25 protein-coding genes are annotated in these 23717 nt (G+C 61.8%); 9 read left to right on the top strand and 16 right to left on the bottom strand.

Annotation, left to right across the window (positions count from 1 at the left end; all coding sequences use genetic code 11):
- Window positions 1-56: 56 nt before the first annotated feature.
- Window positions 57-725 (bottom strand): GntR family transcriptional regulator, encoded by a 669-nt coding sequence (locus AC070A_RS13565; RefSeq protein WP_057250651.1) that lies wholly within the window; start codon window positions 723-725, stop codon window positions 57-59.
- 180 nt (window positions 726-905) lie between these two features.
- On the opposite strand from AC070A_RS13565, the gene AC070A_RS13560 reads away from it, so the two are divergent.
- Both AC070A_RS13560 and AC070A_RS13555 read left to right on the top strand, forming a co-directional pair.
- On the top strand, window positions 906-1601 hold the full coding sequence (locus tag AC070A_RS13560; RefSeq protein WP_057250653.1) for an HAD family hydrolase: 696 nt from the start codon (window positions 906-908) through the stop codon (window positions 1599-1601).
- 224 nt (window positions 1602-1825) lie between these two features.
- Window positions 1826-2932: an ABC transporter substrate-binding protein gene (locus AC070A_RS13555; RefSeq protein ID WP_058320374.1), complete on the top strand. Its 1107-nt coding sequence runs from the start codon at window positions 1826-1828 to the stop codon at window positions 2930-2932.
- A gap of 72 nt (window positions 2933-3004) precedes the next feature.
- Here AC070A_RS13555 and AC070A_RS13550 read toward each other — a convergent pair whose 3' ends face one another.
- Entirely contained in the window at window positions 3005-3556 is a 552-nt protein-coding gene (locus AC070A_RS13550; RefSeq protein ID WP_058320523.1) for a hypothetical protein, read from the bottom strand.
- 280 nt (window positions 3557-3836) lie between these two features.
- Here AC070A_RS13550 and thrC point away from each other — a divergent pair, with 280 nt between their 5' ends.
- The 4 genes from thrC (at window position 3837) to AC070A_RS13530 (ending at window position 10469) form a co-directional block, all read left to right on the top strand.
- A complete protein-coding gene (thrC, locus tag AC070A_RS13545) occupies window positions 3837-5237 on the top strand; it encodes a threonine synthase (RefSeq protein WP_112995331.1) in 1401 nt (466 codons plus the stop codon).
- Between the two features lie 16 nt (window positions 5238-5253).
- Window positions 5254-6555: a M16 family metallopeptidase gene (locus tag AC070A_RS13540; protein ID WP_112995330.1), complete on the top strand. Its 1302-nt coding sequence runs from the start codon at window positions 5254-5256 to the stop codon at window positions 6553-6555.
- A gap of 393 nt (window positions 6556-6948) precedes the next feature.
- On the top strand, window positions 6949-7560 hold the full coding sequence (locus AC070A_RS13535) for a GNAT family N-acetyltransferase (RefSeq protein ID WP_057250658.1): 612 nt from the start codon (window positions 6949-6951) through the stop codon (window positions 7558-7560).
- Window positions 7560-10469, top strand: coding sequence for an EAL domain-containing protein (locus tag AC070A_RS13530; RefSeq protein ID WP_112995329.1), 2910 nt, complete (start codon window positions 7560-7562; stop codon window positions 10467-10469). Before AC070A_RS13535 ends, AC070A_RS13530 begins: the two co-directional genes overlap by 1 nt.
- Before the next feature lie 113 nt (window positions 10470-10582).
- On the opposite strand, the gene AC070A_RS13525 is transcribed toward AC070A_RS13530, so the two are convergent.
- The gene (locus AC070A_RS13525) at window positions 10583-11188 is read right to left on the bottom strand and encodes a YqgE/AlgH family protein (protein ID WP_057251089.1); all 606 of its coding nucleotides are present in this window, start codon (window positions 11186-11188) and stop codon (window positions 10583-10585) included.
- 169 nt (window positions 11189-11357) lie between these two features.
- Here AC070A_RS13525 and AC070A_RS13520 point away from each other — a divergent pair, with 169 nt between their 5' ends.
- Window positions 11358-12200: a protein-disulfide reductase DsbD domain-containing protein gene (locus tag AC070A_RS13520; protein WP_113736784.1), complete on the top strand. Its 843-nt coding sequence runs from the start codon at window positions 11358-11360 to the stop codon at window positions 12198-12200.
- Window positions 12201-12274: 74 nt separating this feature from the next.
- On the top strand, window positions 12275-12760 hold the full coding sequence (locus AC070A_RS13515) for a peroxiredoxin (protein WP_057250664.1): 486 nt from the start codon (window positions 12275-12277) through the stop codon (window positions 12758-12760).
- A gap of 47 nt (window positions 12761-12807) precedes the next feature.
- Here AC070A_RS13515 and rnhA read toward each other — a convergent pair whose 3' ends face one another.
- From rnhA to coxB, 13 genes are all read right to left on the bottom strand, one after another.
- On the bottom strand, window positions 12808-13275 hold the full coding sequence (rnhA, locus tag AC070A_RS13510; RefSeq protein ID WP_113736783.1) for a ribonuclease HI: 468 nt from the start codon (window positions 13273-13275) through the stop codon (window positions 12808-12810).
- Window positions 13272-14252 (bottom strand): homoserine kinase, encoded by a 981-nt coding sequence (locus AC070A_RS13505; protein ID WP_113736782.1) that lies wholly within the window; start codon window positions 14250-14252, stop codon window positions 13272-13274. Before AC070A_RS13505 ends, rnhA begins: the two co-directional genes overlap by 4 nt.
- A gap of 38 nt (window positions 14253-14290) precedes the next feature.
- On the bottom strand, window positions 14291-15301 hold the full coding sequence (gene ispH / locus AC070A_RS13500) for a 4-hydroxy-3-methylbut-2-enyl diphosphate reductase (protein WP_113736781.1): 1011 nt from the start codon (window positions 15299-15301) through the stop codon (window positions 14291-14293).
- Window positions 15302-15304: 3 nt separating this feature from the next.
- Window positions 15305-15670: a DUF1304 domain-containing protein gene (locus AC070A_RS13495; protein WP_058320379.1), complete on the bottom strand. Its 366-nt coding sequence runs from the start codon at window positions 15668-15670 to the stop codon at window positions 15305-15307.
- 56 nt (window positions 15671-15726) lie between these two features.
- Entirely contained in the window at window positions 15727-16491 is a 765-nt protein-coding gene (locus tag AC070A_RS13490; RefSeq protein ID WP_113736780.1) for an SURF1 family protein, read from the bottom strand.
- Complete coding sequence (locus AC070A_RS13485; RefSeq protein ID WP_057250677.1) at window positions 16460-16843, bottom strand: DUF983 domain-containing protein; 384 nt, start codon at window positions 16841-16843, stop codon at window positions 16460-16462. The genes AC070A_RS13490 and AC070A_RS13485 overlap by 32 nt, the downstream gene beginning before the upstream one ends.
- A complete protein-coding gene (locus tag AC070A_RS13480) occupies window positions 16840-17328 on the bottom strand; it encodes a L,D-transpeptidase family protein (protein ID WP_057250679.1) in 489 nt (162 codons plus the stop codon). The genes AC070A_RS13485 and AC070A_RS13480 overlap by 4 nt, the downstream gene beginning before the upstream one ends.
- A gap of 102 nt (window positions 17329-17430) precedes the next feature.
- The gene (locus AC070A_RS13475; protein ID WP_057250682.1) at window positions 17431-18309 is read right to left on the bottom strand and encodes a cytochrome c oxidase subunit 3; all 879 of its coding nucleotides are present in this window, start codon (window positions 18307-18309) and stop codon (window positions 17431-17433) included.
- Window positions 18310-18373: 64 nt separating this feature from the next.
- Complete coding sequence (locus AC070A_RS13470) at window positions 18374-18967, bottom strand: cytochrome c oxidase assembly protein (RefSeq protein WP_113736779.1); 594 nt, start codon at window positions 18965-18967, stop codon at window positions 18374-18376.
- 11 nt (window positions 18968-18978) lie between these two features.
- On the bottom strand, window positions 18979-19119 hold the full coding sequence (locus AC070A_RS13465; RefSeq protein ID WP_043619862.1) for a cytochrome c oxidase system small membrane protein: 141 nt from the start codon (window positions 19117-19119) through the stop codon (window positions 18979-18981).
- Window positions 19119-20075 (bottom strand): heme o synthase, encoded by a 957-nt coding sequence (locus AC070A_RS13460; protein ID WP_057251090.1) that lies wholly within the window; start codon window positions 20073-20075, stop codon window positions 19119-19121. Before AC070A_RS13460 ends, AC070A_RS13465 begins: the two co-directional genes overlap by 1 nt.
- A 98-nt stretch (window positions 20076-20173) precedes the next feature.
- On the bottom strand, window positions 20174-21862 hold the full coding sequence (gene ctaD, locus AC070A_RS13455) for a cytochrome c oxidase subunit I (RefSeq protein WP_113736778.1): 1689 nt from the start codon (window positions 21860-21862) through the stop codon (window positions 20174-20176).
- A gap of 20 nt (window positions 21863-21882) precedes the next feature.
- A complete protein-coding gene (gene coxB, locus AC070A_RS13450; protein WP_057250688.1) occupies window positions 21883-22764 on the bottom strand; it encodes a cytochrome c oxidase subunit II in 882 nt (293 codons plus the stop codon).
- Window positions 22765-23105: 341 nt separating this feature from the next.
- On the opposite strand from coxB, the gene AC070A_RS13445 reads away from it, so the two are divergent.
- Window positions 23106-23660 (top strand): invasion associated locus B family protein, encoded by a 555-nt coding sequence (locus AC070A_RS13445; protein ID WP_375374100.1) that lies wholly within the window; start codon window positions 23106-23108, stop codon window positions 23658-23660.
- Window positions 23661-23717: the final 57 nt, after the last annotated feature.

Below are 23717 nucleotides of genomic sequence, written 5' to 3'. Positions count from 1 at the left end.
CTCAATCGACGCAATTCCGGACGGAAAACCGCTTCACACTTTTCCTGGAATTGCTTCTAGCCGACGATCGAGAAGGCTTCGCGGGTTTCGCCGGCCGCTGTCCTCACCGGCGTCTTGCCGATCCATCCAACATGGCGTTCCAGGATCTTTGCAGCCTCGTCGCCGCGGCCTTCGCGCAAGGCTGCGAGGATCGCGCGGTGATCGTGGTCGGTGCGCGCTTCCCAGCTCGTGCGCCAGGCGGAGAAGAGAAAACGGGCGCTGGCCGCATGCAGATCGTCGATCGCGGCCAAGAGCCTCGGCATGCCGCAGGGCTGCAGGATCAATCGGTGAAAGGCGCGGTTCGCCGCTTCCCAGGAGCGCACGTCGCGCGAGGTGTCGGCGGCGACCGTCGCCGCTTCGGCCCGATCAAGGATCGCCGGCGTCAAATGCGGGATCGCATGGCGAAGCGCCAGCACTTCGAGAACCGCGCGCATCTCGGCAACCTCCCTCACCTCCTTGAGATCGAAGGAGGCGACGCGGACGCCGCGGCGCGGTTCGCTGACGGCAAGCCCCTGGGCCTCCAGCCGCCGAAAAGCCTCGCGAACGGGAACGTGGCTCGCGCCGAATTCCTCGGCGATGTGATCCTGCCGCAAGCGCTCCCCGGGCATCAAAATGCCGGAGATGATCCTCTCGGCGAGTGCCCTGCTGATGCGACTTGCAAGTGTGTCGTCCTGTTGCTTTTCCATCGCCTACAGATAGAGCCGCGAAACAATACTGTCGAGCAAGCGGAACAGCGGTTTCGATAATTTCCAAAGGTTGAGCTTTCGGCCGCCTTCGTATAAAGCTCTGGCGTACGAAAGCCCCGCGCCGCGCAAGCTATCCTCCCCCTGCCTGCGGCGCCTTCTTCTCCCAGGGAACTGTTTCAAATGTCCGGTATCGATCTCATCATTTTTGATTGCGACGGCGTTCTCGTCGATTCCGAAATCATCGCTTCGGAAGTCGAAGCCGCGCTGCTCACCGAAGCGGGTTATCCGATCAGCGTCGAAGAAATGGCGGAGCGTTTTGCCGGCATGACCTGGCACAACACACTGTTGCAGATCGAGAAGGAAGCGAGCATCCCGCTTTCCGCGTCGCTGATCGGCAAGGTAGACACCATTCTCGACGAACGTCTGGAGCGCGACGTCAAGATCATCGACGGCGTCAAGCCGATGCTGCTGCAGCTCACACTGCCCCATTGCATCTGCTCGAACTCCACCTCGGCGCGCCTCGCCATGATGCTCGGCAAGGTCGGCATCAAGGACCACTTCGGCCCGCGCATCTACTCGGCGCGCGACCTCGGACCCGATCGCGTCAAGCCGAAGCCGGACATCTTCCTGCATGGTGCCAAGCAGATGGGCGTAGACCCGTCGCGGGTGCTGGTCATCGAGGACTCGGTGCATGGCATCCACGGCGCGCGTGCCGCCGGCATGCGCGTCGTCGGCTTCACCGGCGGCTCCCACACCTTCCCGTCGCATGCCGACAAGCTGACGGAAGCCGGCGCGGAGACAGTGATCTCGCGCATGACGGCCCTTCCGGGCGTGATCGCAGCACTTTCCGAATGGTCGGAATCGCTGACAGCCTGAGACGCCGCGGCCGACCGATTTTGCCCCCTTTCGCCCCGGCCTTCAGCCGGAGCGGAAAAGAAGCCTTCGGCCACCACGGCAGGCGTCCAAATAGGCGTCGAGGGACACGATGACACATTGCAGTCGCGTCGCGTCCCCTAGAAAATCTCCCCGGTTTTCGAAAAGCCGCGCACGAGGGCCATATCAAGCAAGCCCCATCAGGGGTATTTCTAGGAGGAAACACTATGCGTCTTTCAATGTTGACAGGCCTGACCCTGGCGGCCAGCGTCGCCTTCGGCCCGCTCGCCTTTGCCGATATCACCGTTGGCGTCATCACGCCGCTCACCGGCCCGGTCGCGGCCTATGGCGAGCAGGTGAAGAACGGGGCGGAAACGGCCGCTGAAGAGATCAACAAGGCTGGCGGCATCAACGGCGAGAAGATCGTCCTGAAGCTGCTCGACGATGCCGGTGATCCGAAGCAGGCCGTTTCGGTTGCCAACCAGGCGGCCGGCGAAGGCATCCGCTACGTCGTCGGCCCGGTGCTTTCGGGCACCTCGATGGCGGCTTCCGACGTTCTCGCCGAGAACGGCATTCTGATGGTGACGCCGACGGCAACGACGCCTGACCTCACCACCCGCGGCCTCTGGAACGTGCTGCGCACCTGCGGCCGCGACGACCAGCAGGCTGAAGTCGCTGCCGCCTATGTGGTCAAGAACCTCAAGGACAAGAAGGTCGCCGTGCTGCACGACAAGGCACCCTACGGCAAGGGCCTCGCTGACGGCTTCAAGAAGGCGATCAACGCAGGCGGCATCACCGAGGTCGTCTATGAAGGCCTGAACCCGGGCGACAAGGACTTCAGCGCCATCGTCACCCGCCTGAAGGCCGAGAATGTCGATGTCGTCTACTTCGGTGGCTACCATCCGGAAGGCGGCCTGCTCGCACGCCAGATGCACGACCAGGGCGTGAAGGCACAGATCTTCGGCGGCGACGGCCTGTCGAACACCGAGTTCTGGGCAATCGGCGGTGAAGCTGCGACCGGCACGGTCTACACCAACGCCAGCGACGCGACCCGCAACCCGGCATCGGCGCCGGCCGTCGAAGCGCTGAAGGCGAAGAACATCCCGGCCGAAGCCTTTACCCTCAACGCCTATGCCGCCGTGCAGGTGCTGAAGGCCGGCATCGAGAAGGCCGGCTCCGCCGAAGACGCGACTGCAGTTGCTACTGCGATCAAGTCCGGCGAAGCGATCGACACGGTGCTCGGCAAGCTGACCTACGGCGAAGCCGGCGACCTCACCTCGCAGGCTTTCTCGCTCTACAAGTGGGAAGGCGGCAAGAGCGTTCCGGCGGAGTAAGCTAGAGCGCGATATCAAATAGAAACGCCGGGGCTTGCCCCGGCGTTTTTGTTTGCAGGCTGCAATCGCAGCTTACTTTTTCTTGCCCTTTGCCGGCGGACCTTCGTCGAAGCCGACATAGACCGTGGCATTGGAACCGGACCCTGCCGGTAGCGTCACGTCGGCCTTGGTAAAGACGAACTGCGTCGAGCCGGTCGAAGGAATTTCGACCGCATGCTGCGTCAGCTCGGAATAGAGCGTCTTGTCCTCGTCGGTCGCAGCCACGCGGATCGGCATGGTGATCTTGCCGGGACCGCCGGCGGGACCGCTGACGACGCGGCCCTGGACCACGACCGTAATGGTCATAGCACTCTCGCTCTGTACGCATTGGCGCGTCGTGTCGGCAAGAGAGGCCTGATAAACGACCTTCGTCGGGTCGTTCTTGGCGCCCTTGGCGTAGCTGGTGAACACCGACGTGCCATCGCGCAGGATGACCTGCGGGCACGCGGCTTGGACGACGGCTGGCGTCGGAGCGGTGGCGCTGCCGCCCGCATCGATCGCTCCGCCGGATTGCGTCTTGTTGCAGCCGGCGAGGACCGCGAGAAAAGATATTGCGAGAACAGGCCGGGATACTTTGCCAAACACGTTGAACAACCTCTGCTGGACCGGTTGAAACTCCTTGACCGAAATCTCGGCCGGAAGACCTTTCGTGGCCTTCGGGCATCGTCTATAGCAGCGACAAACTGAAAAATCGATTGGGTCGGCGTGTCCCTTCCGAATTTTCCGAAACCTGATCTACGGTCGGAAATTGCGTCGGTGACAAGAATAGATGCAGACTTTGTCAAGGACTGACGCAATAAGACGGGCAAACCGCGGCGCCGCTTTCTAGGGTCGTCGCGATCGGCAGGTGGGACGAAGGACAATCATGGTGAAGTATATCTCGACGCGCGGCGAAGCCGCTCCTCTCGGCTTCTGCGACGCACTGCTTGCCGGTCTTGCGCGCGATGGCGGCCTTTATCTCCCCAAGGAATGGCCGAAGTTTTCGAAGAAGGAAATCCGCGGCTTGCGCGGAAAATCCTATCAGGAGATCGCGTTCGCCGTCCTCGAGCCCTTCACTAACGGTGAGATCCCGGCGGCCAAGTTCCGCGAAATGATCGACGAAGCCTACGCCACCTTCCGCCACCCGGCCGTGGCTCCGCTCGTCCAGACCGGCCCGAATGCCTTTGTCATGGAGCTGTTCCACGGCTCGACGCTCGCGTTCAAGGACGTGGCAATGCAATTGCTCGCGCGGTTGATGGACTACGTGCTCGCCGAGCGCGGCGAGCGCGCCACCATCGTCGGCGCGACCTCGGGGGACACCGGAGGCGCGGCGATCGATGCCTTTGCCGGCCGCGAACGCACCGACATCTTCATTCTCTTCCCGCACGGCAAGGTTTCGCCGGTGCAGCAGCGGCAGATGACGACCTCGCAGGCATCGAACGTTCACGCCATCGCCGTCAAGGGCAACTTCGACGATTGCCAGAACCTCGTCAAAGCCATGTTCAACGACGCCGCTTTCCGTGATCGCGTCAAGCTTTCGGGCGTCAACTCGATCAACTGGGCGCGCATCATGGCCCAGATCGTCTATTATTTCACCACTTCGGTCGCGCTCGGCGGGCCGGATCGCAAGATCTCCTTCACGGTGCCCACCGGCAACTTCGGCGACATCTTCGCCGGTTACGTCGCCAAGCGCATGGGCCTGCCGATCGACAAGCTGGTGATCGCCACCAACGAAAACGACATCCTCGCCCGCACGCTGAAGACCGGACGCTACGAGATGCGCGACGTCAAGGCGACCACGGCACCGTCGATGGACATCCAGATCTCGTCGAACTTCGAACGGCTTCTGTTCGAGGCGAACGACCGTGATCCGGGCGAAGTGCGCGCGGCAATGGACGGCCTCAAGCAGTCCGGTTCCTTCACCATTCGCGACAAGGCGCTGAAGGCCATCCGCAAGGAATTCCGCGCCGGCCGCGCCTCGGAGAAGGAAGTGGCCAAGACGATCGCCAAGACGCTGGAAAAAACCGGCTATCTGCTTGATCCCCACAGCGCTGTCGGCGTCTTCGTCGCCGCCAAGCACGAGAAGCCGTCCGCCCCCATGGTGACGCTCGCCACCGCCCATCCGGCGAAATTCCCGGACGCGGTAAAATCGGCCAGTGGTATTGACCCGGCGCTTCCGACGTGGCTTGCTGACCTGATGAACAGGGAGGAGCGTTTCGATATCCTGGATACGGACCTGAAGAGCGTCGAGACCTTTATCGGCGAGCGCACCCGTCTCCGGGGGTAAGAACGAGAAGAAACGTATGATGAAAGTTGAGTGCACCCGGCTCCCTTCCGGGTTGACGGTGGTAACCGAGCAGATGCCGCATCTCGAAAGCGTGGCGCTCGGAGTGTGGATCAAGTCCGGTTCGCGTAATGAAACCCTGGGCGAACATGGCATTGCCCACCTGCTGGAGCACATGGCTTTCAAGGGCACCGCGCGGCGCACCGCCCGCCAGATTGCCGAGGAAATCGAAAATGTCGGCGGCGAAGTCAACGCCGCCACGTCGACCGAGACGACGTCCTACTATGCGCGCGTCCTCAAGGACCATGTGCCGCTGGCGGTCGACATTCTCGCCGACATCCTCACCGAATCCACTTTCGACGACGAAGAGCTGCGGCGCGAGAAGCAGGTGATCCTGCAGGAAATCGGCGCTGCCGACGACACGCCGGATGACGTGGTCTTCGACCGTTTCGCCGAAACCGCCTATCGCAACCAGACCGTCGGACGTCCGATCCTCGGCACCCCCGATACGGTCATGTCGTTTTCCGCCGACCAGATCCGCCAGTATCTCGGCCGCAACTATACGACCGATCGCATGTTCGTGGTCGCCGCCGGCGCGGTCGAGCACGACGCCTTCGTGCGTCAGGTGGAGGAGCGTTTCGCCTCACTTCCACGCACGCCGATCGCGACCCCGGTGCTCGAAACCGCCCGCTACACCGGTGGTGAGAGCCGCGAGACGCGCGACCTGATGGACGCGCAGGTTCTGCTCGGCTTCGAAGGCAAGGCCTATCACGCCCGCGACTTCTATTGCTCGCAGATCCTCGCCAACATCCTCGGCGGCGGCATGTCCTCCCGCCTCTTCCAGGAAGTGCGCGAACATCGCGGCCTCTGTTATTCGGTCTATGCCTTCCATTGGGGCTTTTCCGACACCGGTATCTTCGGTGTGCACGCGGCAACCGGCGGCGAGAACCTGCCGGAATTGATGCCCGTCATCGTCGACGAACTGCGTAAGTCCTCGATGAACATCGAGCAGCAGGAAATCGAGCGAGCCCGCGCCCAGATCCGCGCACAGTTGCTGATGGGCCAGGAAAGCCCGGCCGCTCGCGCCGGCCAGATCGCCCGCCAGATGATGCTCTACGGCCGCCCGATCCCCAACGAAGAACTGATGGAGCGCCTCTCCGGCATCACCATCGAGCGTCTGACCGACCTTGCCGGCCGGCTGTTCTTCGATACGACGCCGACGCTCTCGGCCATCGGCCCGCTGGAACAACTCGCCCCGATGAACGACATCCTGTCGACATTGACCGGCAAGGCCGCCGTACCGCACGCCGTCGCCAGCTAAACAGGCCCAGATCATTTCATGGTTTCATCGAAACCGTGAAATGAACTTGCCGTTTCGAGGCGACTGCATGTCTCCTTAAATCGACCTCGACTTAAGGACAAAGACATGCAGAAAATCAAGGTGCTACAGCGACCTTTGCGCGTCTGACAAGGCGCGCGGCGCTGCAGGCAACTCCTGGCGGAAAGCGTTTGCCACTTTTCCTGAAATTGCCCCGGGCCGCCGAGGACACAAACACCGAATCCAAATGGTGAAGTCTTTGCGTCTTTTCGCAAATTCGGATTCGATTTGCGCGCAAAGTTATGCAACGTTTCGGTTTGTGACAGCGCAAAGGCGCGCTGCCGGGCGGATGATAAAAGGTCCCCGCACGCAAACTGGACGGCCTCGGAGGCAGCTATGACACGATCGGTTTTTCGGTTCCTGTCGCGGCAGCCGGAGGCGATCGAAATTGCCGACCAGAATTATCTGCTGCGGCTCCCGCGCTATGCCGATTATCGGCAATGGTACCAGCTCAGAAGCGAGAGCCGCGCCTTCCTGGAGCCTTGGGAACCATCCTGGCGTACTGACGAGATGACAGAGAGTTCCTTTCGCAGCCGGGTCATCCGCAACGAACAGGAATATTCGTCCGGCCAGGCCGTGCCGCTCTTTCTTTTCCACAAGCCAGACGAGACGCTGCTCGGCGGGCTGACCATCGGCCACATTCGCCGCGGCGCCGGGCAAAACTGCATGATCGGCTACTGGATGGGCGCGCGCCACGCCGGCAAGGGCCATATGTACGCGGCCCTGAGGCTCGCTATTCCCTACATCTTTTCGACCCTTGAGTTGCACCGTATTGAAGCAGCCTGTATTCCGGACAACTCAAGAAGCATCCGGCTCCTTGAAAAGGCCGGTTTTGAGCGTGAAGGCTACTTAAGACAGTACTTGAGAATCAATGGCCAGTGGCGAGACCACGTGCTCTTTTCTCTCCTGTCCGACGATGCCCTACCGAACAGGAATATGCCCCTTTGATGCCTCTAGCCCGCTCGCCCTTCGCCTGGTCAGCCCCGAAGCTGGCAGCGTTTCTGATTACGCTCACGACGTTTTTCTGCGCGCTCGGCGGTGCGGCCCAGGCTCTGGAGCCGGTGAAGATTTCGCGCGAGGACACCGCGCTCGACCTGACGGCAACGACCGAGATCTACAGCGGCCGCAACGAGGCCTTCCAGGTGTCGACCGCGCCCGGAACCGACGGCATCGTGCGCCGCATCGAAGTGCGCTCCAGCAGCGAAGACCATCAGGGCGACTGGGCGGTGTTCGCGCTCGCCAACGTTTCGGCCGAACCGCTCGACCGCGTGATCGTGGCGCCGCATTTCCGGCTGGTGAATTCCAAGCTCTTCTGGCCGGATCTCGGCTCCAAGCGCATCCTTTCGATTACGCCCAGCGAAGGCTTCGCGCTCAGCCGCGAGCCGAGCGACGAGGCGGACGTCTTCCGTATTACGCTGGCGCCGGGCGTCATCATCACCTTCGTCGCCGAACTCGCGACGCCGGAGCTGCCACAAATCTATCTGTGGGAGCCGGACTCCTACAAGGACACGGTCAACGCCTTCACGCTCTACCGCGGCATCGTGCTTGGCATTGCCGGCCTGCTCGCGGTGTTCCTGACCATTCTTTTCGTCGTCAAGGGAACCTCGATGCTGCCGGCAACGGCGGCGCTCGCCTGGGCGGTTCTCGCCTATATCTGCGTCGATTTCGGCTTCCTGTCGAAGCTCATCAGCGTCACCGCAGGCGACGAACGAATATGGCGAGCGGGCACCGAGGTCTTCCTCGCGGCGGGCCTCGTGATCTTCCTGTTCACCTATCTCAATCTCAACCGCTGGCACCAGCATCTGGGTTACGCCACACTCGCCTGGATCCTGGGCCTCGGCCTGCTTTTCGGCGTCGCCGTCTATGATCCGGCAATTGCGTCCGGCATCGCCCGCCTCTCCTTCGCGCTGACGGCAACCGTCGGGATCGTGCTGATCGCCTATCTCGGCTTCAACCGCTACGACCGCGCAATCCTTCTGGTGCCGGCCTGGCTGCTCATACTCGTCTGGCTCTTCGGCGCGTGGCTGACCGTCACCGGCCAGCTCGCCAACGACATCGTGCAGCCGGCGCTCGGCGGCGGTCTCGTCCTCATCGTGCTCCTGATCGGCTTCACCGTCATGCAGCATGCGGTTGCCGGCAGCGGCTACCAGCAGGGCCTGTTCTCGGATCTCGAACGCCAGTCGCTCGCGCTCACCGGCTCCGGCGACACCGTCTGGGACTGGGACGTCGCGCGCGACCGCGTGGTGACCATGCCCGATATCTCGACCCAGCTCGGCCTGTCGCTCGGCAGCATGCACGGCCCCTTGCGCAACTGGTTGCCGCGTCTGCACCCCGATGATCGCGACCGCTTCCGGGCGACGCTCGACGTGCTTCTGGAGCGCCGCCGCGGCAAGCTCAATCATGAATTCCGCGTGCGCGCCGAGGACGGCCACTATCACTGGCTTTCCATTCGCGCCCGGCCAGTGCTCGGCGCCAACGGCGAAATCATCCGCTGTGTCGGCACCATCATCGACATCACCGAACAGCGCAATTCCGTGGAGCGTCTGCTGCACAACGCGCTGCTCGACAATCTGACCGGCCTTCCGAACCGCCAGGTCTTCCTCGACCGGCTGCAGGCGATCCTGCTGATGGCCGACGGCAGCAATTCGGTGCGCCCGACGGTGCTCGCAATCGACATCGACCGCTACAAGCAGGTCAATGATCTCCTGGGCATCGCCGCCGGCGACAACATCCTGATCGCCTTGACGCGACGGTTGCGGCGGCTCCTGCGCCCGCAGGACACGCTTGCCCGCCTCGGCGGCGACCAGTTCGGCCTGATCCTGATGTCGGAGCGCGATCCCGCCAAGGTCGCGGATTTCGCCGACGCGGTGAGCAAGGCGATCATGGTGCCGCTCAACTACGGCAACCGCGAAATCAACCTGACGGCTTCGATCGGCCTCGTCTCCTGGCTCGACCAGGAGCAAAGCGCAGCAGGCCTGCTCGACGATGCCGAGCTCGCCATGTTCCGGGCGAAAAAGGAAGGCGGCAATCGTGTCGAGCCCTTCCGCCCTGCTTTCCGTACTTCTGGATCGGACCGGCTTCAGCTCGAAGCCGATCTCAAGCGGGCGATCGAACGCAAGGAGCTCTCGCTGGTCTATCAGCCGATCGTCCGGCTGAATGATGCCGAGATCGCCGGTTTCGAAGCGCTGATGCGCTGGGATCATCCGAAGCGCGGCAACATCTCGCCGACCGAGTTCATTCCGATTGCCGAGAATTCCGACCTCATCAACCAACTCGGCATGTTCGCCTTCGACAAGGCAACGAGCGATCTGACGGAATGGCAAGTCCAGGCCGGCGACCTGCCGATCTTCGTCTCGATCAACCTTTCGAGCGCGCAGCTGCTCAACAACGAGCTCTATGACGACGTCCGCGCAATTCTCACCAAAAACCGCTGCGATCCCGCCAAGGTGAAGATGGAACTGACGGAATCGCTGGTGATGGAAAATCCCGAGCAGGCCCGTCTCGTTCTCGAAAAGCTGAAGGAAGCCGGATTGAAACTGGCACTCGACGACTTCGGTACCGGCCATTCGTCGCTTTCCTACCTCACCCGCTTCCCCTTCGACACGATCAAGATCGACAAAGCGCTGGTGCGCGACCCGAGCGACAAGCGCGGCATCCTGCTGCGCTCGGTGATCACCATGGCGCGTGAGCTCGACATGCAGGTGGTGGCCGAGGGTATCGAATCCGAAGACGATGCAATCCAGCTTTCACAGATGGGCTGCGACTACGGACAGAGTTTCCTCTTCGGCCCGCCGATCGGCTCGGAATCGATCCAGCGACTGTTGAAGGAGCGCTTTCCGCTGATGAAGCGGGCGTGAGTTCGGCAACACGACGCCGCTCAGCGCGCAGATCGCCATAAGCCCGTCGGCTATAGCCCGGCGGGCTTTTCATTTCAGCATGAATGATTGAAGAACGCCGGCTAAGACGGCGATCAGGCGTGACCTGCGTCCACCGAGAGCATCGCGGCCGACACGCCCATCAGCGCCAGCGCCCGGTCGTATTTGTCGTCCAGCGCCTTGTCGAAGATCAGTTCCTCGCGTGCCGGGCTCGTGAGCCAGCCGTTCTGGGTGATTTCCGCCTCGAGCTGCCCCGGACCCCAGCCGGCATAGCCGAGCATCATCGTCGCCCTGACTGGCCCCTCCCCGCGCGAAATGGCGCGGACGATATCAAGCGTTGCCGTCAGGCAGATGTCATCGCTGACCGGAATGCTGGAATCGCTCAGATAGTCGTCGGAATGCAGCACGAAGCCGCGCCCGGTCTCAACCGGTCCGCCGGCCTGAATCTGGAAGTCTCGTGTCATCTGCGGAAGCCGGATCGCCTCTTCCTCGTCGAGAATATCGAGGTGGAGCAACACGTCCGGAAAGGTCAGTTGTTGAGGCCGATTGAGCACAAAGCCCATCGCGCCGTCGTCTGAATGGGCACAGATGAAGATCACCGTGCGGGCGAAATTGGCATCAAACATTCCCGGCATGGCGATCAGGAATTGACCGTCAAGGAAACCTCGCTCCCGTCTCTTCTGCGCCATCGGAGTCGACATCATGGGAACAGCCTACCAATTCACCGCGAAATGAAAAGCGCCTCAGCGTCGCGGCCGGGAAATATTGCACGCACGACGTTCACTTCGCCGTGTCCGATCAAGCGATTATGATCGTTGCTCTCTTCGCAGCGTCTGGAGCAGCATCGGCAAAAGCGATATTGCTTCCGACATGATCCAGCGCTCCACACATCAGAACATGGCCCAGTTCATTGGCGCGGCAAGCCTCATCGCCGCTTTTTTTCTTACCGTCGCTGCACAGGCGGCCACCAGCGACTGGGTGACCTCTCCAGGCGGCATGATCCGCCTCGTCGCAGCCCAACCCAGGCAGGATGGTACGATCCCCGCAACGCTCGAAGTCAAGCTTAACGCTGGCTGGAAGACCTATTGGCGCGAGCCCGGCGCAAGCGGCATCCCTCCGCAGGTGACGATCGATCCGGCGAGCGGCGTCGTACTCGAGAAGGTCGGCTTCCCCGTGCCGAAGACGTTCGACGATGGCGTGGTGCGCTATGTCGGCTACGACAAGTCGGTCGCTTTCCCGCTGACGCTGAAGCGCGTCCAGGGCACGGGCGACATCAATATTCGCGCCTCAGTGTTTCTCGGCATCTGCGAGGACATCTGCATCCCGGTCCAGGGCGAGTTGACGCTGGCGCTGAAGCAGGGCGACTTCGACAATCCGCTCGACAGCGCGCGCATCGATGACGCCGTTGCCGCCCTGCCGGAAGCGCCGTCCAAGGACTTTGCCATCACGGCGAGCCGCTATGATGCGGAAAAAACCGTGCTGCACCTCTCCGTGCACTTGCCTGATGGCGCGGACCATCCGGGGCTGTTCTTGGCCGGCCCCTCCGGCGTTTCCTTCGGCAAGCCCGAGATCGCGATCGAGGGCGAGACGGGCCTCAGCGCAGCCGTCCCGGTTCGCCTCTCCGGCAAGGACAGGGAACTCAAGGGCAAGCCGATCGTTGTCACCATACGCGCCAAGGGCCGCAGCATGGAGACGACCCTTGCCTTTGACTAGGCCGCATCTATAGTCCGCCGAGTTCTCCGACGAGTACGGAGAAGTGAAGACGCAAGCAACGCAAGGAGAGTGCCGTGACCATTGCCGTCGGAGACAAACTGCCAGCCGCAACCTTCAAGGAAAAAACCGCCGACGGTCCGGTGGAGGTCACCACCGATCAGCTCTTCGCGGGCAAGCGCGTCGTGCTCTTCGCCGTTCCAGGTGCCTTCACGCCCACCTGCTCGCTCAACCATCTGCCAGGTTACCTCGAAAACCGCGACGCGATCCTTGCCCGCGGCATCGACGATATCGCCGTCGTCTCGGTCAACGACCTGCATGTGATGGGTGCCTGGGCAACCGCATCCGGCGGCATGGGCAAAATCCACTTCCTTTCCGACTGGAACGCCGCTTTCACCAAGGCACTCGGCATGGACATCGACCTGTCGGCCGGCACGCTTGGCGTCCGCTCGAAGCGCTATTCGATGCTGGTGGAAGACGGCGTGGTGAAGTCGCTCAATCTCGAAGAAAGCCCGGGACAGGCGACCGTTTCCGGCGCTGCGGCGATGCTCGAGCAGCTCTGAGCGCAGAGTTAAGTGCAAATGGAAACGGGCCTCAACGGGCCCGTTTTTCATTTCACGAGAAGAGAGTCCGGACGGCGCCCCTTCTTGTAGGGTTCCATGCCCTTGCGGGCGAGCTCGTCGGCGCGCTCGTTTTCCGGATGGCCGGCATGGCCCTTGACCCAGTGCCACGTCACCTTGTGACGGCGGTTGGCTTCGTCCAGCGCCTGCCAGAGTTCGCCATTCTTCACCGGCTTCTTGTCCGCGGTTTTCCAGCCGTTCTTCTTCCAGCCGTGGATCCACTTGGAGATGCCGTCCATCACATATTTGCTGTCGGTATGGAGATCGACCTCGCAGGCGCTCTTCAGCGCATCGAGCGCCGAGATCGCCGCCAACAATTCCATGCGGTTGTTGGTCGTCTCGGCTTCGCCGCCGGAGAGTTCCTTTCCCACCTCGCCGTAACGCAGCACGGCGCCCCAGCCGCCCGGCCCCGGATTGCCGGAGCAGGCACCGTCCGTGAAGATGTCGACGTGTTTCATGCCCGGCCCTCTTCGCGTCTCAGGCCGTATTCAGCGCTCGAAGCGATGGCGCGGTGGAAGCGGATCTTCGTCAGATATTCGAGCGGATCTTTCTTGACCACGAGCGCGCCAGCGGGCGTCATCAGCCAATCATAGAGCCGCGTCAGGAAAAAGCGCAGCGCCGAGCCGCGGCAGAGCAGCGGCAGGGCGTCGACCTCCGCCGGCGTCAGCTTGCGCACGCTCTCGTAGCCCGAAAGCATCGCCATGCCCTTGGTAATGTTGTAGGAGCCGTTTTTCTCGAAGCACCAGGAATTCAGGCAGACGGCAACGTCATAGGCGAGATAGTCGTTGCAGGCGAAGTAGAAGTCGATCAGGCCGGAAAGCTGGTCGCCGAGGAAGAAGACATTGTCCGGGAAGAGATCGGCGTGGATGACGCCATCCGGCAAGGACTGCGGCCAATGACGTTCCAGATGCTCGAGTTCCGCCGATATCTCGTCCTTGAGACCCGACTGCACCTCGTCCGCGCGCGCCTCTGAATTGACCCAGAGTGGCCGCCAGCCGCCAACCGAAAGCGCATTGGTGCGCTTCAGCGCGAAGCCTTCGCCGGCAAGATGCATGGCGGCAAGCGCCTTGCCGACCTCGTGGCAGTGTTTTGCCTCGGGCTTCCTTAGCCACATGCCTTCGAGGAAAGTGATGACGGCGGCGGGGCGACCGGAGAGCTCGCCGAGCAATTTACCATCGGCCCGCGGCAGCGGTAGCGGGCAGGACAGGCCGCCGTCGGCCAGATGGTGCATCAATCCCAGGAAGAATGGCAGGTCATCGGCGTTCACCCGCTTTTCGTAAAGCGTGAGAATGTAGGAGCCCTTGGTCGTGTGCATCAGGAAATTGGAATTCTCGACGCCCTCGGCGATCCCCTTGTAGGAGGTCAGCTGGCCGACGTCATAGGCGGTGAGAAAACGGGAGAGATCGTCTTCCGTGATATCGGTGTAAACTGCCAAGGGCTTCCACTCTCAAGAAATGCGGGCAAGAAATGTGATTATTCGCCGTTGACGAAGGCCATATCGGCTGATGTCAGCGGCACATGGCGGATCTCGCGGTTGACGAGGAAGTTTTCGTTTTCCTCGACCGTATCGGCAAGTTCCACCTTCGCGTCGTAACGTTCGCGGAATGCCTCGATGATCTCGTTGACGATCACTTCGGGCGCCGAGGCGCCGGCCGACAGACCTACCGTCGAGATGTCGCCCATCGCATCCCAGTCGATTTCCGATGCACGCTGCACCAGCACGGATTTCTTCGCTCCCGCTTTCAGCGCCACTTCGACCAGACGCTTGGAGTTGGACGAATTCGGCGCACCGACCACAAGGAACAGGTCGCAGCCAGGCGCTGCCTGCTTCACCGCCTCCTGGCGGTTGGTGGTGGCGTAGCAGATCGAATCGGCTGCCGGCGCCGTCAGGTTCGGGAAGCGCTCGTGCAGCCGCTTGATAACGCCGGCCGTGTCGTCGACCGACAGCGTCGTCTGGGTGACGAAGCCGAGATTGTCCGGGTCCGGCGGCTGGTAGACGTCGGCATCTTCGACCGTTTCGACCAGCGATACGGCGCCTTCCGGCAATTGCCCCATGGTGCCGATCACCTCCGGATGACCGGCATGGCCGATCAGCACGACGTGCCGACCGAGGCGGTGATGGCGCATCGCCTGCTTGTGGACCTTGGAGACCAGCGGGCAGGTGGCGTCGAGATAGAAGAGATTGCGGGCGTCAGCATCCGCGGGCACCGATTTCGGCACGCCATGGGCCGAGAAGACCACCGGCTGCTTGCGGTGCTCCGGCGGGATCTCGTCGAGCTCTTCGACGAAGATCGCGCCCTTGGCCTCAAGGCCCTCGACGACATAGCGATTGTGCACGATCTCGTGGCGGACATAGACGGGCGCGCCGAACTCCTTCAGCGCCAGGACGACGATCTGGATCGCCCGGTCGACGCCGGCGCAAAAACCGCGCGGCCCGCAGAGGCGAATGGTGATCGGGGATTTTGCTGCCGCTGATGATGCCATGGATCAGAATGCCAATAGAAGGAAAACAAGCGCTGCGATCGCCGGGCCGCCCTGGATTAAGAGGATGCGCGGCTTGACCGACCACGCGCCATATATAGCGGCAACGATCACGCACACAAGGAAGAACACCTTCAGCTCGAAGGCAAAGGACGGTTCCGACTGGATCAACGACCAGAACAGGCCGGCCGCGAGAAAACCATTGTAGAGACCCTGGTTCGCCGCAAGGACGCGTGTTGTCTCCGCTTGCTCCGGTGTCATGCGGAAGACAGCCCTCCCCCGAGGCCCTGTCCACAGGAACATCTCGAGCACGAGAAAGCCGACATGCAGCAAACCCGTCAACGCAATCAGAGTGTTCGCGATAATCGCCATCCTTGTTCCCCGCTGTCGATCCCTTCAGCAGGGTTAGCACGGCGGCGCCGTCCGGGCTATCGCCCGCGGCGCGCCACGTAAATGCCGCTGACCAGCACCAAAGCTGCCGCCAGCCCATACCAAGTCAGGGCGTATTGCAGATGGTTGTTGGGCAGGTCGAACTGGGTAACGCCGCCGATCGGCAGACCGCCAGTGTTGAGTGTCGCATCGGCATCGACGAACAGCGGCAGCACCCTGTCGGCCGGAAGCCCGACCGACGACGCCATCGTGTCGAGATCCTTCCAGTAGAAGATGTTCTTGGCGAGATCATTGTCCGGAACGAGCGACGACGGCTTTTCGGTGAGCTTCGGTCTTGCAAGACCGTGGACACCTACGAAGGCCGGAAGCTCGCCCGCGAGACGGGTCGACGATTCTTTCTGTTCGAAGGGCACGAAGCCGCGATTGACGAAGAGCACGCGGCCATCGTCGAGCGTCAGTGGCGTGAAGACGTAATAGCCGGTGCGGCCGTTAAAGGTCGCGAAGAAATGCCGCTCCTTGCTGTGATCGAAGGTGCCTGTAACCGTGACGGTGCGGTAATCGATGTCCACCCCATCTGCGAGCATCTTCTCGATGTCGCCAAGCGACACCGGAGGCGCCGACCGACGCTCCTGGATCGCGGTCAGCAGGCCTTCCTTCCAGTGCAGCCGCTGCATCTGCCAGGTGCCGAGCGAGATAAGGATGGCGAAGGCGACGGCGAGCAATAGGAAGGCGCCGAGGCGTCCGAGGAGGCCGCGCTTCTTGACTTCGATCTCAGCCACGGTCGATTTCGCCCGGGCGCGCATTGTTGCGGTACTGCAGGTTGATCAGGACGCCCTTCAGAATGCGTGTCAGCCCGAGGCTGAGGATGGTCGCGAGCGGGATCCACAACAGGAAATGCAGCCACAGCGGTGGGTTGAAGTTGACCTCCGCCCAAAGCGCCGCGCCAACGACGACGAAGCCGACGATCAGGATGACAAAGACCACCGGGCCATCGCCGGCATCGGCAAAGCGATAGTCCAGGTCGCAGCTTGTGCAGGCCGGTTTGACCTTGAGGAAGCCGTCGAACAGCCTGCCCTGGCCGCAGCGCGGGCAAAGCCCCTTGATCCCTGTCATCACCGGGTCCACCGGCGGGAAATGTGCCTTGTCTTCGCTCACGGCTTGATCTCGATTGGCGTGTTGTTGGGGACCATCGTCCAGATTTCTTCCATTTCGGCATTGGTAACGGCAATGCAGCCATTCGTCCAATCGAAGCGCTGCGTCAAAAACGCCAGCCAACCGAAATAATTGGGCTGGCCATGGATCATGATCATGCCGCCGGGATCGACCCCATTTGCGACCGCGGCCTTGGTATCTTCCGGCGCCGGATAGGAGACGTGGATGGACTTGTAGTAGCCGCTTCCCGGATTGCGCCAATCGAGGAGATAGAGCCCTTCCGGCGTCCTCTCGTCGCCTTCCTGCCGCTTGTGACCAACGGGGTTTCCGCCGAGCGCGACCGCATATTCGCGGATCAACTGGCCACCGTGGAAGAGCTGCAAGAGCCGCCGTTCCTTGTGGACGACGACCCTATCCGCAACGTCGGCCGCCGCAGCCGAGACGGAGCCGGCCAGCACCGCCATGACCATGATCGACGCAACCCGCATTTCGCACCCCCGTCGCGTTGCCATCATCACAAGCCACCAAAAGAACAAGGCGGCTGCATGGCTGCAACCGCCCTGTTCATAAAGATCGAGATGCTCGCGCTATCAGCCGTGAGCGATCGGCGCACCCCAGCTGCCCCAGATGTAGATGGAGAAGAAGAGGAAGAGCCAGACGACGTCAACGAAGTGCCAGTACCAGGCAGCCGCTTCGAAGCCGAAGTGCTGCTTGGGCGTGAAATCGCCGCGCAGGGCACGGATGAGGCAGACGAGCAGGAAGATCGTGCCGACCAGAACGTGGAAGCCGTGGAAGCCGGTCGCCATGAAGAAGGTCGCGCCGTAGATCGAGTCCTTGAAGGCGAACGGAGCGTGGGCGTATTCGTAGCCCTGAACGAAGGAGAACAGCACGCCGAGCGCGACCGTCAGCATCAGGCCCGAGATCAGGCCCTTGCGGTCGTTGTGCAGGAGCGCGTGGTGTGCCCAGGTGACCGTCGTGCCCGAAAGCAGCAGGATGACGGTGTTGTAGAGCGGCAGGTGCCACGGATCGAGCACTTCGATACCCTTCGGCGGCCAGACGCCGCCGGTGAAGGTGGCGCGGGTTGCCTGGATGGCTTCGCCCGGGAACAGGCTCGCATCGAAGAAGGCCCAGAACCAGGCCACGAAGAACATCACTTCCGAAGCGATGAACATGATCATGCCGTAGCGCAGGTGCAGCGACACGACACGGGTGTGGTGGCCTTCATGCGCTTCCTTCACCGTGTCCGACCACCAGCCGAACATGGTGTAGAGAACGATGATCAGACCGGCGAGCAGGATCCAGACGTTGGCGAGCTCGAGGCCGAAGATCTTCAGCGAGCTGCCCGCGAGGTAGCGCATGTAGCAGATGCCGCCGAACGCCATGACGAAGGCGCCGATCGAGGCAAGCAACGGCCAGGGGCTCGGGTCGATGATGTGGTAGTCGTGATTCTTCTGATGCGCACCGGCCATGTCAGTAATCCCCGAAATGTCTCTCTCTTGTCGCCCTTCCGGCATAGCCGAAAAGGACCTCCAGTCAAAGTTTGTTCTCTTCCGTCTTCACCTGCGCCACCGGTTTCGACGGTTCGCGCGGGTAGAAGGTGTAGGAAAGCGTCAACGTCTTGATGTCCTTGGTCTCCACCGCCTTGACGATCTCCGGATCGACGAAGAATACCACCGGCATCTCCATCTCCTCTCCCGGCAGTAGCGTCGTCTCGGTGAAGCAGAAGCACTGTACCTTGTTGAAATAGGCACCGGCCTGCATCGGCGTGACATTGAAGGTCGCCTGGCCCGTCGTCGGCTTCGACGACAGGTTCTTCGCCCGGTACATCACCTGCACAGTTTCGCCGATGCGGATATCGATGTCGCGCTGGACCGGCTTGAACTCCCAGGGCAGACCGCCCGAGGTGTTCGCGTCGAAGGTGACCCTCACCTTCTCGTCCAGGATCACGTCCGAAGCCTGCTCGACGCGCTGCGTCGTACCGTTATAGCCGGTGACGCGGCAGAACATGTCGTAGAGCGGCACGGCGGCATAGGCCATGCCGACCATGCCGGCGACGAAGGCAAGGCAAGTGCCGACGACGACGCGGTTCGAGCGCTGTTTGGGCGTGGTTTCCGATGAATTCGTCATGCCATCCCGCCTCAGTTGACCATGCCGTTGCCGAACTTGATCAGCGTGACGATGTAAAACAGGACGACAAGCCCGAAGAGGACGAAGCCGAGCGCGATGTTGCGACCGCGGCGCGATTTCTTCTGGGCATCAGTGAGCTTGACGGTTTCCATCAGGCAATACTCCCGGCGTGCAGCCAGATATTGACGATCAGGTGATCCGCCATCAGGGCGGAGAAGATCACGAACAGATACATGATCGAGAAGGCAAACAGCTTCTTGGCGGGCAGCATGCGCTCATCCGTCTCAGGCATGCGCAGCACGCCGATCGAATACCAGATGAAGCCGAGACCGAGGGCCGCTGCCACGAGGCCGTAACCGATGCTCGCGAAACCGAGCAAGGTGGGACAGATACCGATCAGCGCGGTCAGCACGGCATAGATGACGATCTGCTTTTTGGTGGTCGCCTGGCCGCAGACATTCGGCATCATCGGCACGCCGACGGCGCCATAGTCGCCCATCTTGAAGAGGGCAAGCGCCCAGAAATGGGCTGGCGTCCACAGGAAGGTGATCAGGAAGAGAACGATGCTTTCGATCGATACGGCGCCGGTGACGCAGGCCCAGCCGATCATCGGCGGGAAAGCACCGGCCGCACCGCCGATGACGATGTTCTGCGGCGTCGAGCGCTTCAGCCACATCGTGTAGATGACCACGTAGAAGAAGATTGTGAAGGCGAGCAACCCGGCTGCGAGCCAATTGACGGCGAGCCCGAGGATGATCACGGAAAAGGCGGAGAGCGTCAGACCGAAAGCCAGCGCTTCCTGCGGCAGGATCTTGCCTGCCGGGATCGGGCGCTTGGCGGTACGGCTCATGACTGCGTCGATATCGGCGTCATACCACATGTTCAGCGCACCGGAGGCGCCGGCGCCGACGGCGATGCAGAGAATAGCGATGAAGCCGATGAAGGGATTGATGTGGCCCGGCGCGAGCACCAGCCCGGCGAGTGCCGTAAAGACGACGAGGGACATGACACGTGGCTTCAGAAGCTCGAAATAATCGCGCGCAGAGGCTTCGGACAGGCGCGCAACGCCTTCCATGCCGACTGCTTCGTGATTGTCGATGACCGTCATGTCGTGTCCCTGTGCAAGTCCCGGCCGCAATGGCCGTGTGTCGCCGGTTTCCCGGCGGGGTGAAGCCGCCGGAACCGGCGGCTTCTGTTCGTTGCCCGTCACTTGATGCGCGGGAGCTGCTCCCACTGGTGGAACGGCGGCGGCGACGACAGCTGCCATTCCAGAGTGTTCGCGCCCTCGCCCCACGGGTTGTCGCCTGCGATGCGCTTCTTGGCGAAGGCTTCGAAGACGCCGAAGAGGAAGATCAGGACGCCGACGGCTGCGATGTAGGAGCCGTAGGACGAAACCATGTTCCAGCCGGCATAGGCATCCGGATAGTCGATGTAGCGGCGCGGCATGCCGGCGAGGCCGAGGAAGTGCTGCGGGAAGAAGATCAGGTTCACGCCAATGAACATGACCCAGAAGTGCAGCTTGCCGACGAACTCGGAGTACATGTAGCCGGTCATCTTCGGGAACCAGTAGTACCAGGCCGCGAAGATCGCGAAGACGGCGCCGAGCGACAGAACGTAGTGGAAGTGAGCAACCACGTAGTAGGTGTCGTGCAGCGAACGGTCGAGGCCGGCGTTGGCGAGCTGAACGCCCGTGACGCCACCGACGGTGAACAGGAAGATGAAGCCGATCGCCCAGACCATCGGGGTCGTGAAGCGGATCGAACCACCCCACATCGTCGCGATCCACGAGAAGATCTTAACGCCGGTCGGAACAGCGATAACCATCGTCGCGAAGACGAAGTAGCGCTGCGTGTCGAGCGACATGCCGACGGTGTACATGTGGTGCGCCCACACGATGAAGCCGACAGCGCCGATCGCGACCATGGCGTAGGCCATGCCGAGGTAGCCGAAGATCGGCTTGCGCGAGAAGGTGGAAACGATGTGGCTGACGATGCCGAAGCCCGGCAGGATCAGGATGTACACTTCCGGGTGACCGAAGAACCAGAACAGGTGCTGGAACAGGATCGGGTCGCCGCCGCCTTCAGGCGCGAAGAAGGCCGTGCCGAAGTTGCGGTCGGTGAGCAGCATGGTGATGCCGCCTGCCAGAACCGGCAGCGAGAGCAGAAGCAGGAAGGCGGTGATCAGAACCGACCAGGCAAAGAGCGGCATCTTGTGCAGCGTCATGCCCGGAGCGCGCATGTTCAGGATCGTGGTGATGAAGTTGATCGCACCGAGGATCGAGGATGCGCCGGCGATGTGCAGGCCGAGGATCACGAAATCCATGGCCGGCCCGGGCATACCCGATGTCGAGAATGGCGGATAGATCGTCCACCCGCCGCCTGCACCATAGGCACCGGCCGGTCCCTCGACGAACATCGACAGGAGCACCAGCAGGAAGGCCGGGATGATCAGCCAGAAGGAGATGTTGTTCATGCGCGGGAACGCCATGTCCGGCGCACCGATCATGATCGGAACCATCCAGTTGGCGAAGCCGCCGATCAGCGCGGGCATGACCATGAAGAAGATCATGATGAGCGCGTGCGCGGTCGTGAACACGTTGAACATGTGCTTGCCGCCGTCGATGGCAGCATCACCCTCGAAGCCGTAGACCATCTGCGCCAGACCGTGGAAGATCTGGATGCCCGGCTCCTGCAGTTCGGCGCGCATGAACACCGAGAGCGTGCCGCCGATGATGCCCGCGAAAATCGCGAAGATCAGGTACAGCGTGCCGATGTCCTTGTGGTTGGTCGACAGGAACCAGCGCTGAAAGAAGCTCAGAGGCTTATGCGCATGGTCTGCGTGGCCATGATCGGAGTGATCATGGCGTTGATCGTGATGAACGGCTGTTCCAGCCATGGGTCGAGCTCCCCTTCCGATTACTGTGCGGCGTTTGCGGCGACGTCGACGGTCTTGGCCGCATCGATGGACGCCATGAGCGCCTTGTTCGCATCGCCGAGATTGGTAGCGGCGGCTGCGAGCCAGGTGTCGTATTTTTCCTGCGAAACAACGCGGATCGCGATCGGCATATAGGCGTGATCCTTGCCGCAGAGCTCGGAACACTGGCCGTAGTACAGACCTTCGCGGTCAGCCTTGAACCAGGTTTCGTTCAGGCGGCCGGGAACGGCATCGATCTTCACGCCGAAGGCAGGCATTGCGAAGGCATGGATCACGTCGGCGGCGGTGACGAGGACACGAACCGTCTTGCCGACCGGAATGACAACTTCGTTGTCGACGGCGAGCAGGCGCGGGTATTCCTTCTTGTCTTCCTTGCCGAGGGCGGCGCGATCTTCATCCTTCACCAGCAGGCTGTCGAAGGAGAGCGGGCTTTCGCCGACTTCATATTCATAGGACCAGTACCACTGGTTGCCGGTCGCCTTGACCGTCAGGTCCGGATTGGCCGGCGGCGTGAGCTGCGCGGTCAGGAGCTGGAAGGACGGAATGGCGAGGAAAAGAAGCACGATGACCGGACCGACGGTCCAGACGACTTCGATGGCGGTGTTGTGGCTGGTCTTGGAGGGAACCGGGTTAGCACTCTCGCGGAACTTGACCACGACGATGATCAGCAGGAGGAGAACGAAGAGGGTGATCGGAATGATGAACCACAGGGTATAATGTTCAAACCACGTGATTTCTTCCATGATGCCCGTAGCGGCCGACTGAAAGTTCGTCTGCCAATCGACAGGCTTGTCAGCAAAGGCGCTCGAAGCAAAAAGCAGACAGGCAAGCGCTGCCAGAACTGCATAAGCCTTGTTTTTCACAATATGTCTCCCCAATGCGCTTGATCAGGATCAAACCGGAACGCAGAATCCCTGCGATACTGCTGCGCTTCAAACCACAGTTTGTCCGATGCCGCAACATCTGACCAATCAACCCCATGCGGCATTTTTGCACAAACGCATCTTTTCACACAGGCACCCCTTAGAAGCCGTCACGAATCGACTTATATGACGTCTTACGCGCCCCTAAAGGCGCGATCGCACGCGGTTCGCGCGGCAACACACAGGATAGGGCGTTAACCCGCCCAATTTCCGCCATATGACGCTGGAATGTGCCCCGCAGGGCTTTTCATTTATTCCCGCGCGCTTCAAGAATAGCCCTGATGATTCGACGTTTTGAGGTTTACATGGGCCTGCCCCTCTTTTCGCGACTGTCGGCCTTCGCCGCCTTCGGCCTTGCCGTTCTCGCTCTCCCCGCTCAGAGCCTGGCCCAGCAGCCCACCGGAACACCCGGCACGGTCAAGTCCAACCACGGCGCGTGGTCGATCGTTTGCGATCAGCCGGCAGGCGCATCCACCGACCAGTGCGCGCTGATGCAGAACGTCATTGCCGAGGACCGGCCGGAAGTCGGCCTGTCGGTGGTCGTGCTGAAGACGGCGGACCGCAAGGCGAAGATCCTGCGCGTGCTCGCTCCGCTCGGCGTGCTGCTGCCAAACGGCCTCGGCCTCAACGTCGACGGCAAGGATATCGGCCGCGCCTACTTCGTGCGCTGCTTCTCCGACGGCTGCTATGCGGAAGTCGTGCTTGAAGATGAATTGCTGAAGACCTTCCGCTCCGGCGCGACGGCGACCTTCATCGTCTTCCAGTCGCCGGAAGAAGGCATCGGCATCCCGGTCGATCTCAAGGGCTTCGGCGAAGGCTACGACGCGTTGCCCTGACCGGTCGCCGGACCCCACACAAACAAGACACAGGGCCGCGCTTCGAGCGCGGCTTTT

The organism is Ensifer sp. GW101-20A05 (assembly GCF_059424735.1).
The sequence above is the reverse complement of the archived record's forward strand: the minus strand, read 5'-3'. Positions and strand labels throughout refer to the sequence as shown.

What these genes read in the sequence shown, in the direction of transcription:
- AC070A_RS13565 (WP_057250651.1), bottom strand. Translation starts at nt 725, where the DNA reads ATGGAAAAGCAACAGGACGACACACTTGCAAGTCGCATCAGCAGGGCA.
- AC070A_RS13560 (WP_057250653.1), top strand. Translation starts at nt 906, where the DNA reads ATGTCCGGTATCGATCTCATCATTTTTGATTGCGACGGCGTTCTCGTC.
- AC070A_RS13555 (WP_058320374.1), top strand. Translation starts at nt 1,826, where the DNA reads ATGCGTCTTTCAATGTTGACAGGCCTGACCCTGGCGGCCAGCGTCGCC.
- thrC (WP_112995331.1), top strand. Translation starts at nt 3,837, where the DNA reads ATGGTGAAGTATATCTCGACGCGCGGCGAAGCCGCTCCTCTCGGCTTC.
- AC070A_RS13540 (WP_112995330.1), top strand. Translation starts at nt 5,254, where the DNA reads ATGATGAAAGTTGAGTGCACCCGGCTCCCTTCCGGGTTGACGGTGGTA.
- AC070A_RS13535 (WP_057250658.1), top strand. Translation starts at nt 6,949, where the DNA reads ATGACACGATCGGTTTTTCGGTTCCTGTCGCGGCAGCCGGAGGCGATC.
- AC070A_RS13530 (WP_112995329.1), top strand. Translation starts at nt 7,560, where the DNA reads ATGCCTCTAGCCCGCTCGCCCTTCGCCTGGTCAGCCCCGAAGCTGGCA.
- AC070A_RS13525 (WP_057251089.1), bottom strand. Translation starts at nt 11,188, where the DNA reads ATGTCGACTCCGATGGCGCAGAAGAGACGGGAGCGAGGTTTCCTTGAC.
- AC070A_RS13520 (WP_113736784.1), top strand. Translation starts at nt 11,358, where the DNA reads ATGATCCAGCGCTCCACACATCAGAACATGGCCCAGTTCATTGGCGCG.
- rnhA (WP_113736783.1), bottom strand. Translation starts at nt 13,275, where the DNA reads ATGAAACACGTCGACATCTTCACGGACGGTGCCTGCTCCGGCAATCCG.
- ispH (WP_113736781.1), bottom strand. Translation starts at nt 15,301, where the DNA reads ATGGCATCATCAGCGGCAGCAAAATCCCCGATCACCATTCGCCTCTGC.
- AC070A_RS13495 (WP_058320379.1), bottom strand. Translation starts at nt 15,670, where the DNA reads ATGGCGATTATCGCGAACACTCTGATTGCGTTGACGGGTTTGCTGCAT.
- AC070A_RS13490 (WP_113736780.1), bottom strand. Translation starts at nt 16,491, where the DNA reads ATGCGCGCCCGGGCGAAATCGACCGTGGCTGAGATCGAAGTCAAGAAG.
- AC070A_RS13480 (WP_057250679.1), bottom strand. Translation starts at nt 17,328, where the DNA reads ATGCGGGTTGCGTCGATCATGGTCATGGCGGTGCTGGCCGGCTCCGTC.
- AC070A_RS13475 (WP_057250682.1), bottom strand. Translation starts at nt 18,309, where the DNA reads ATGGCCGGTGCGCATCAGAAGAATCACGACTACCACATCATCGACCCG.
- AC070A_RS13470 (WP_113736779.1), bottom strand. Translation starts at nt 18,967, where the DNA reads ATGACGAATTCATCGGAAACCACGCCCAAACAGCGCTCGAACCGCGTC.
- AC070A_RS13465 (WP_043619862.1), bottom strand. Translation starts at nt 19,119, where the DNA reads ATGGAAACCGTCAAGCTCACTGATGCCCAGAAGAAATCGCGCCGCGGT.
- AC070A_RS13460 (WP_057251090.1), bottom strand. Translation starts at nt 20,075, where the DNA reads ATGACGGTCATCGACAATCACGAAGCAGTCGGCATGGAAGGCGTTGCG.
- ctaD (WP_113736778.1), bottom strand. Translation starts at nt 21,862, where the DNA reads ATGGCTGGAACAGCCGTTCATCACGATCAACGCCATGATCACTCCGAT.
- AC070A_RS13445 (WP_375374100.1), top strand. Translation starts at nt 23,106, where the DNA reads ATGATTCGACGTTTTGAGGTTTACATGGGCCTGCCCCTCTTTTCGCGA.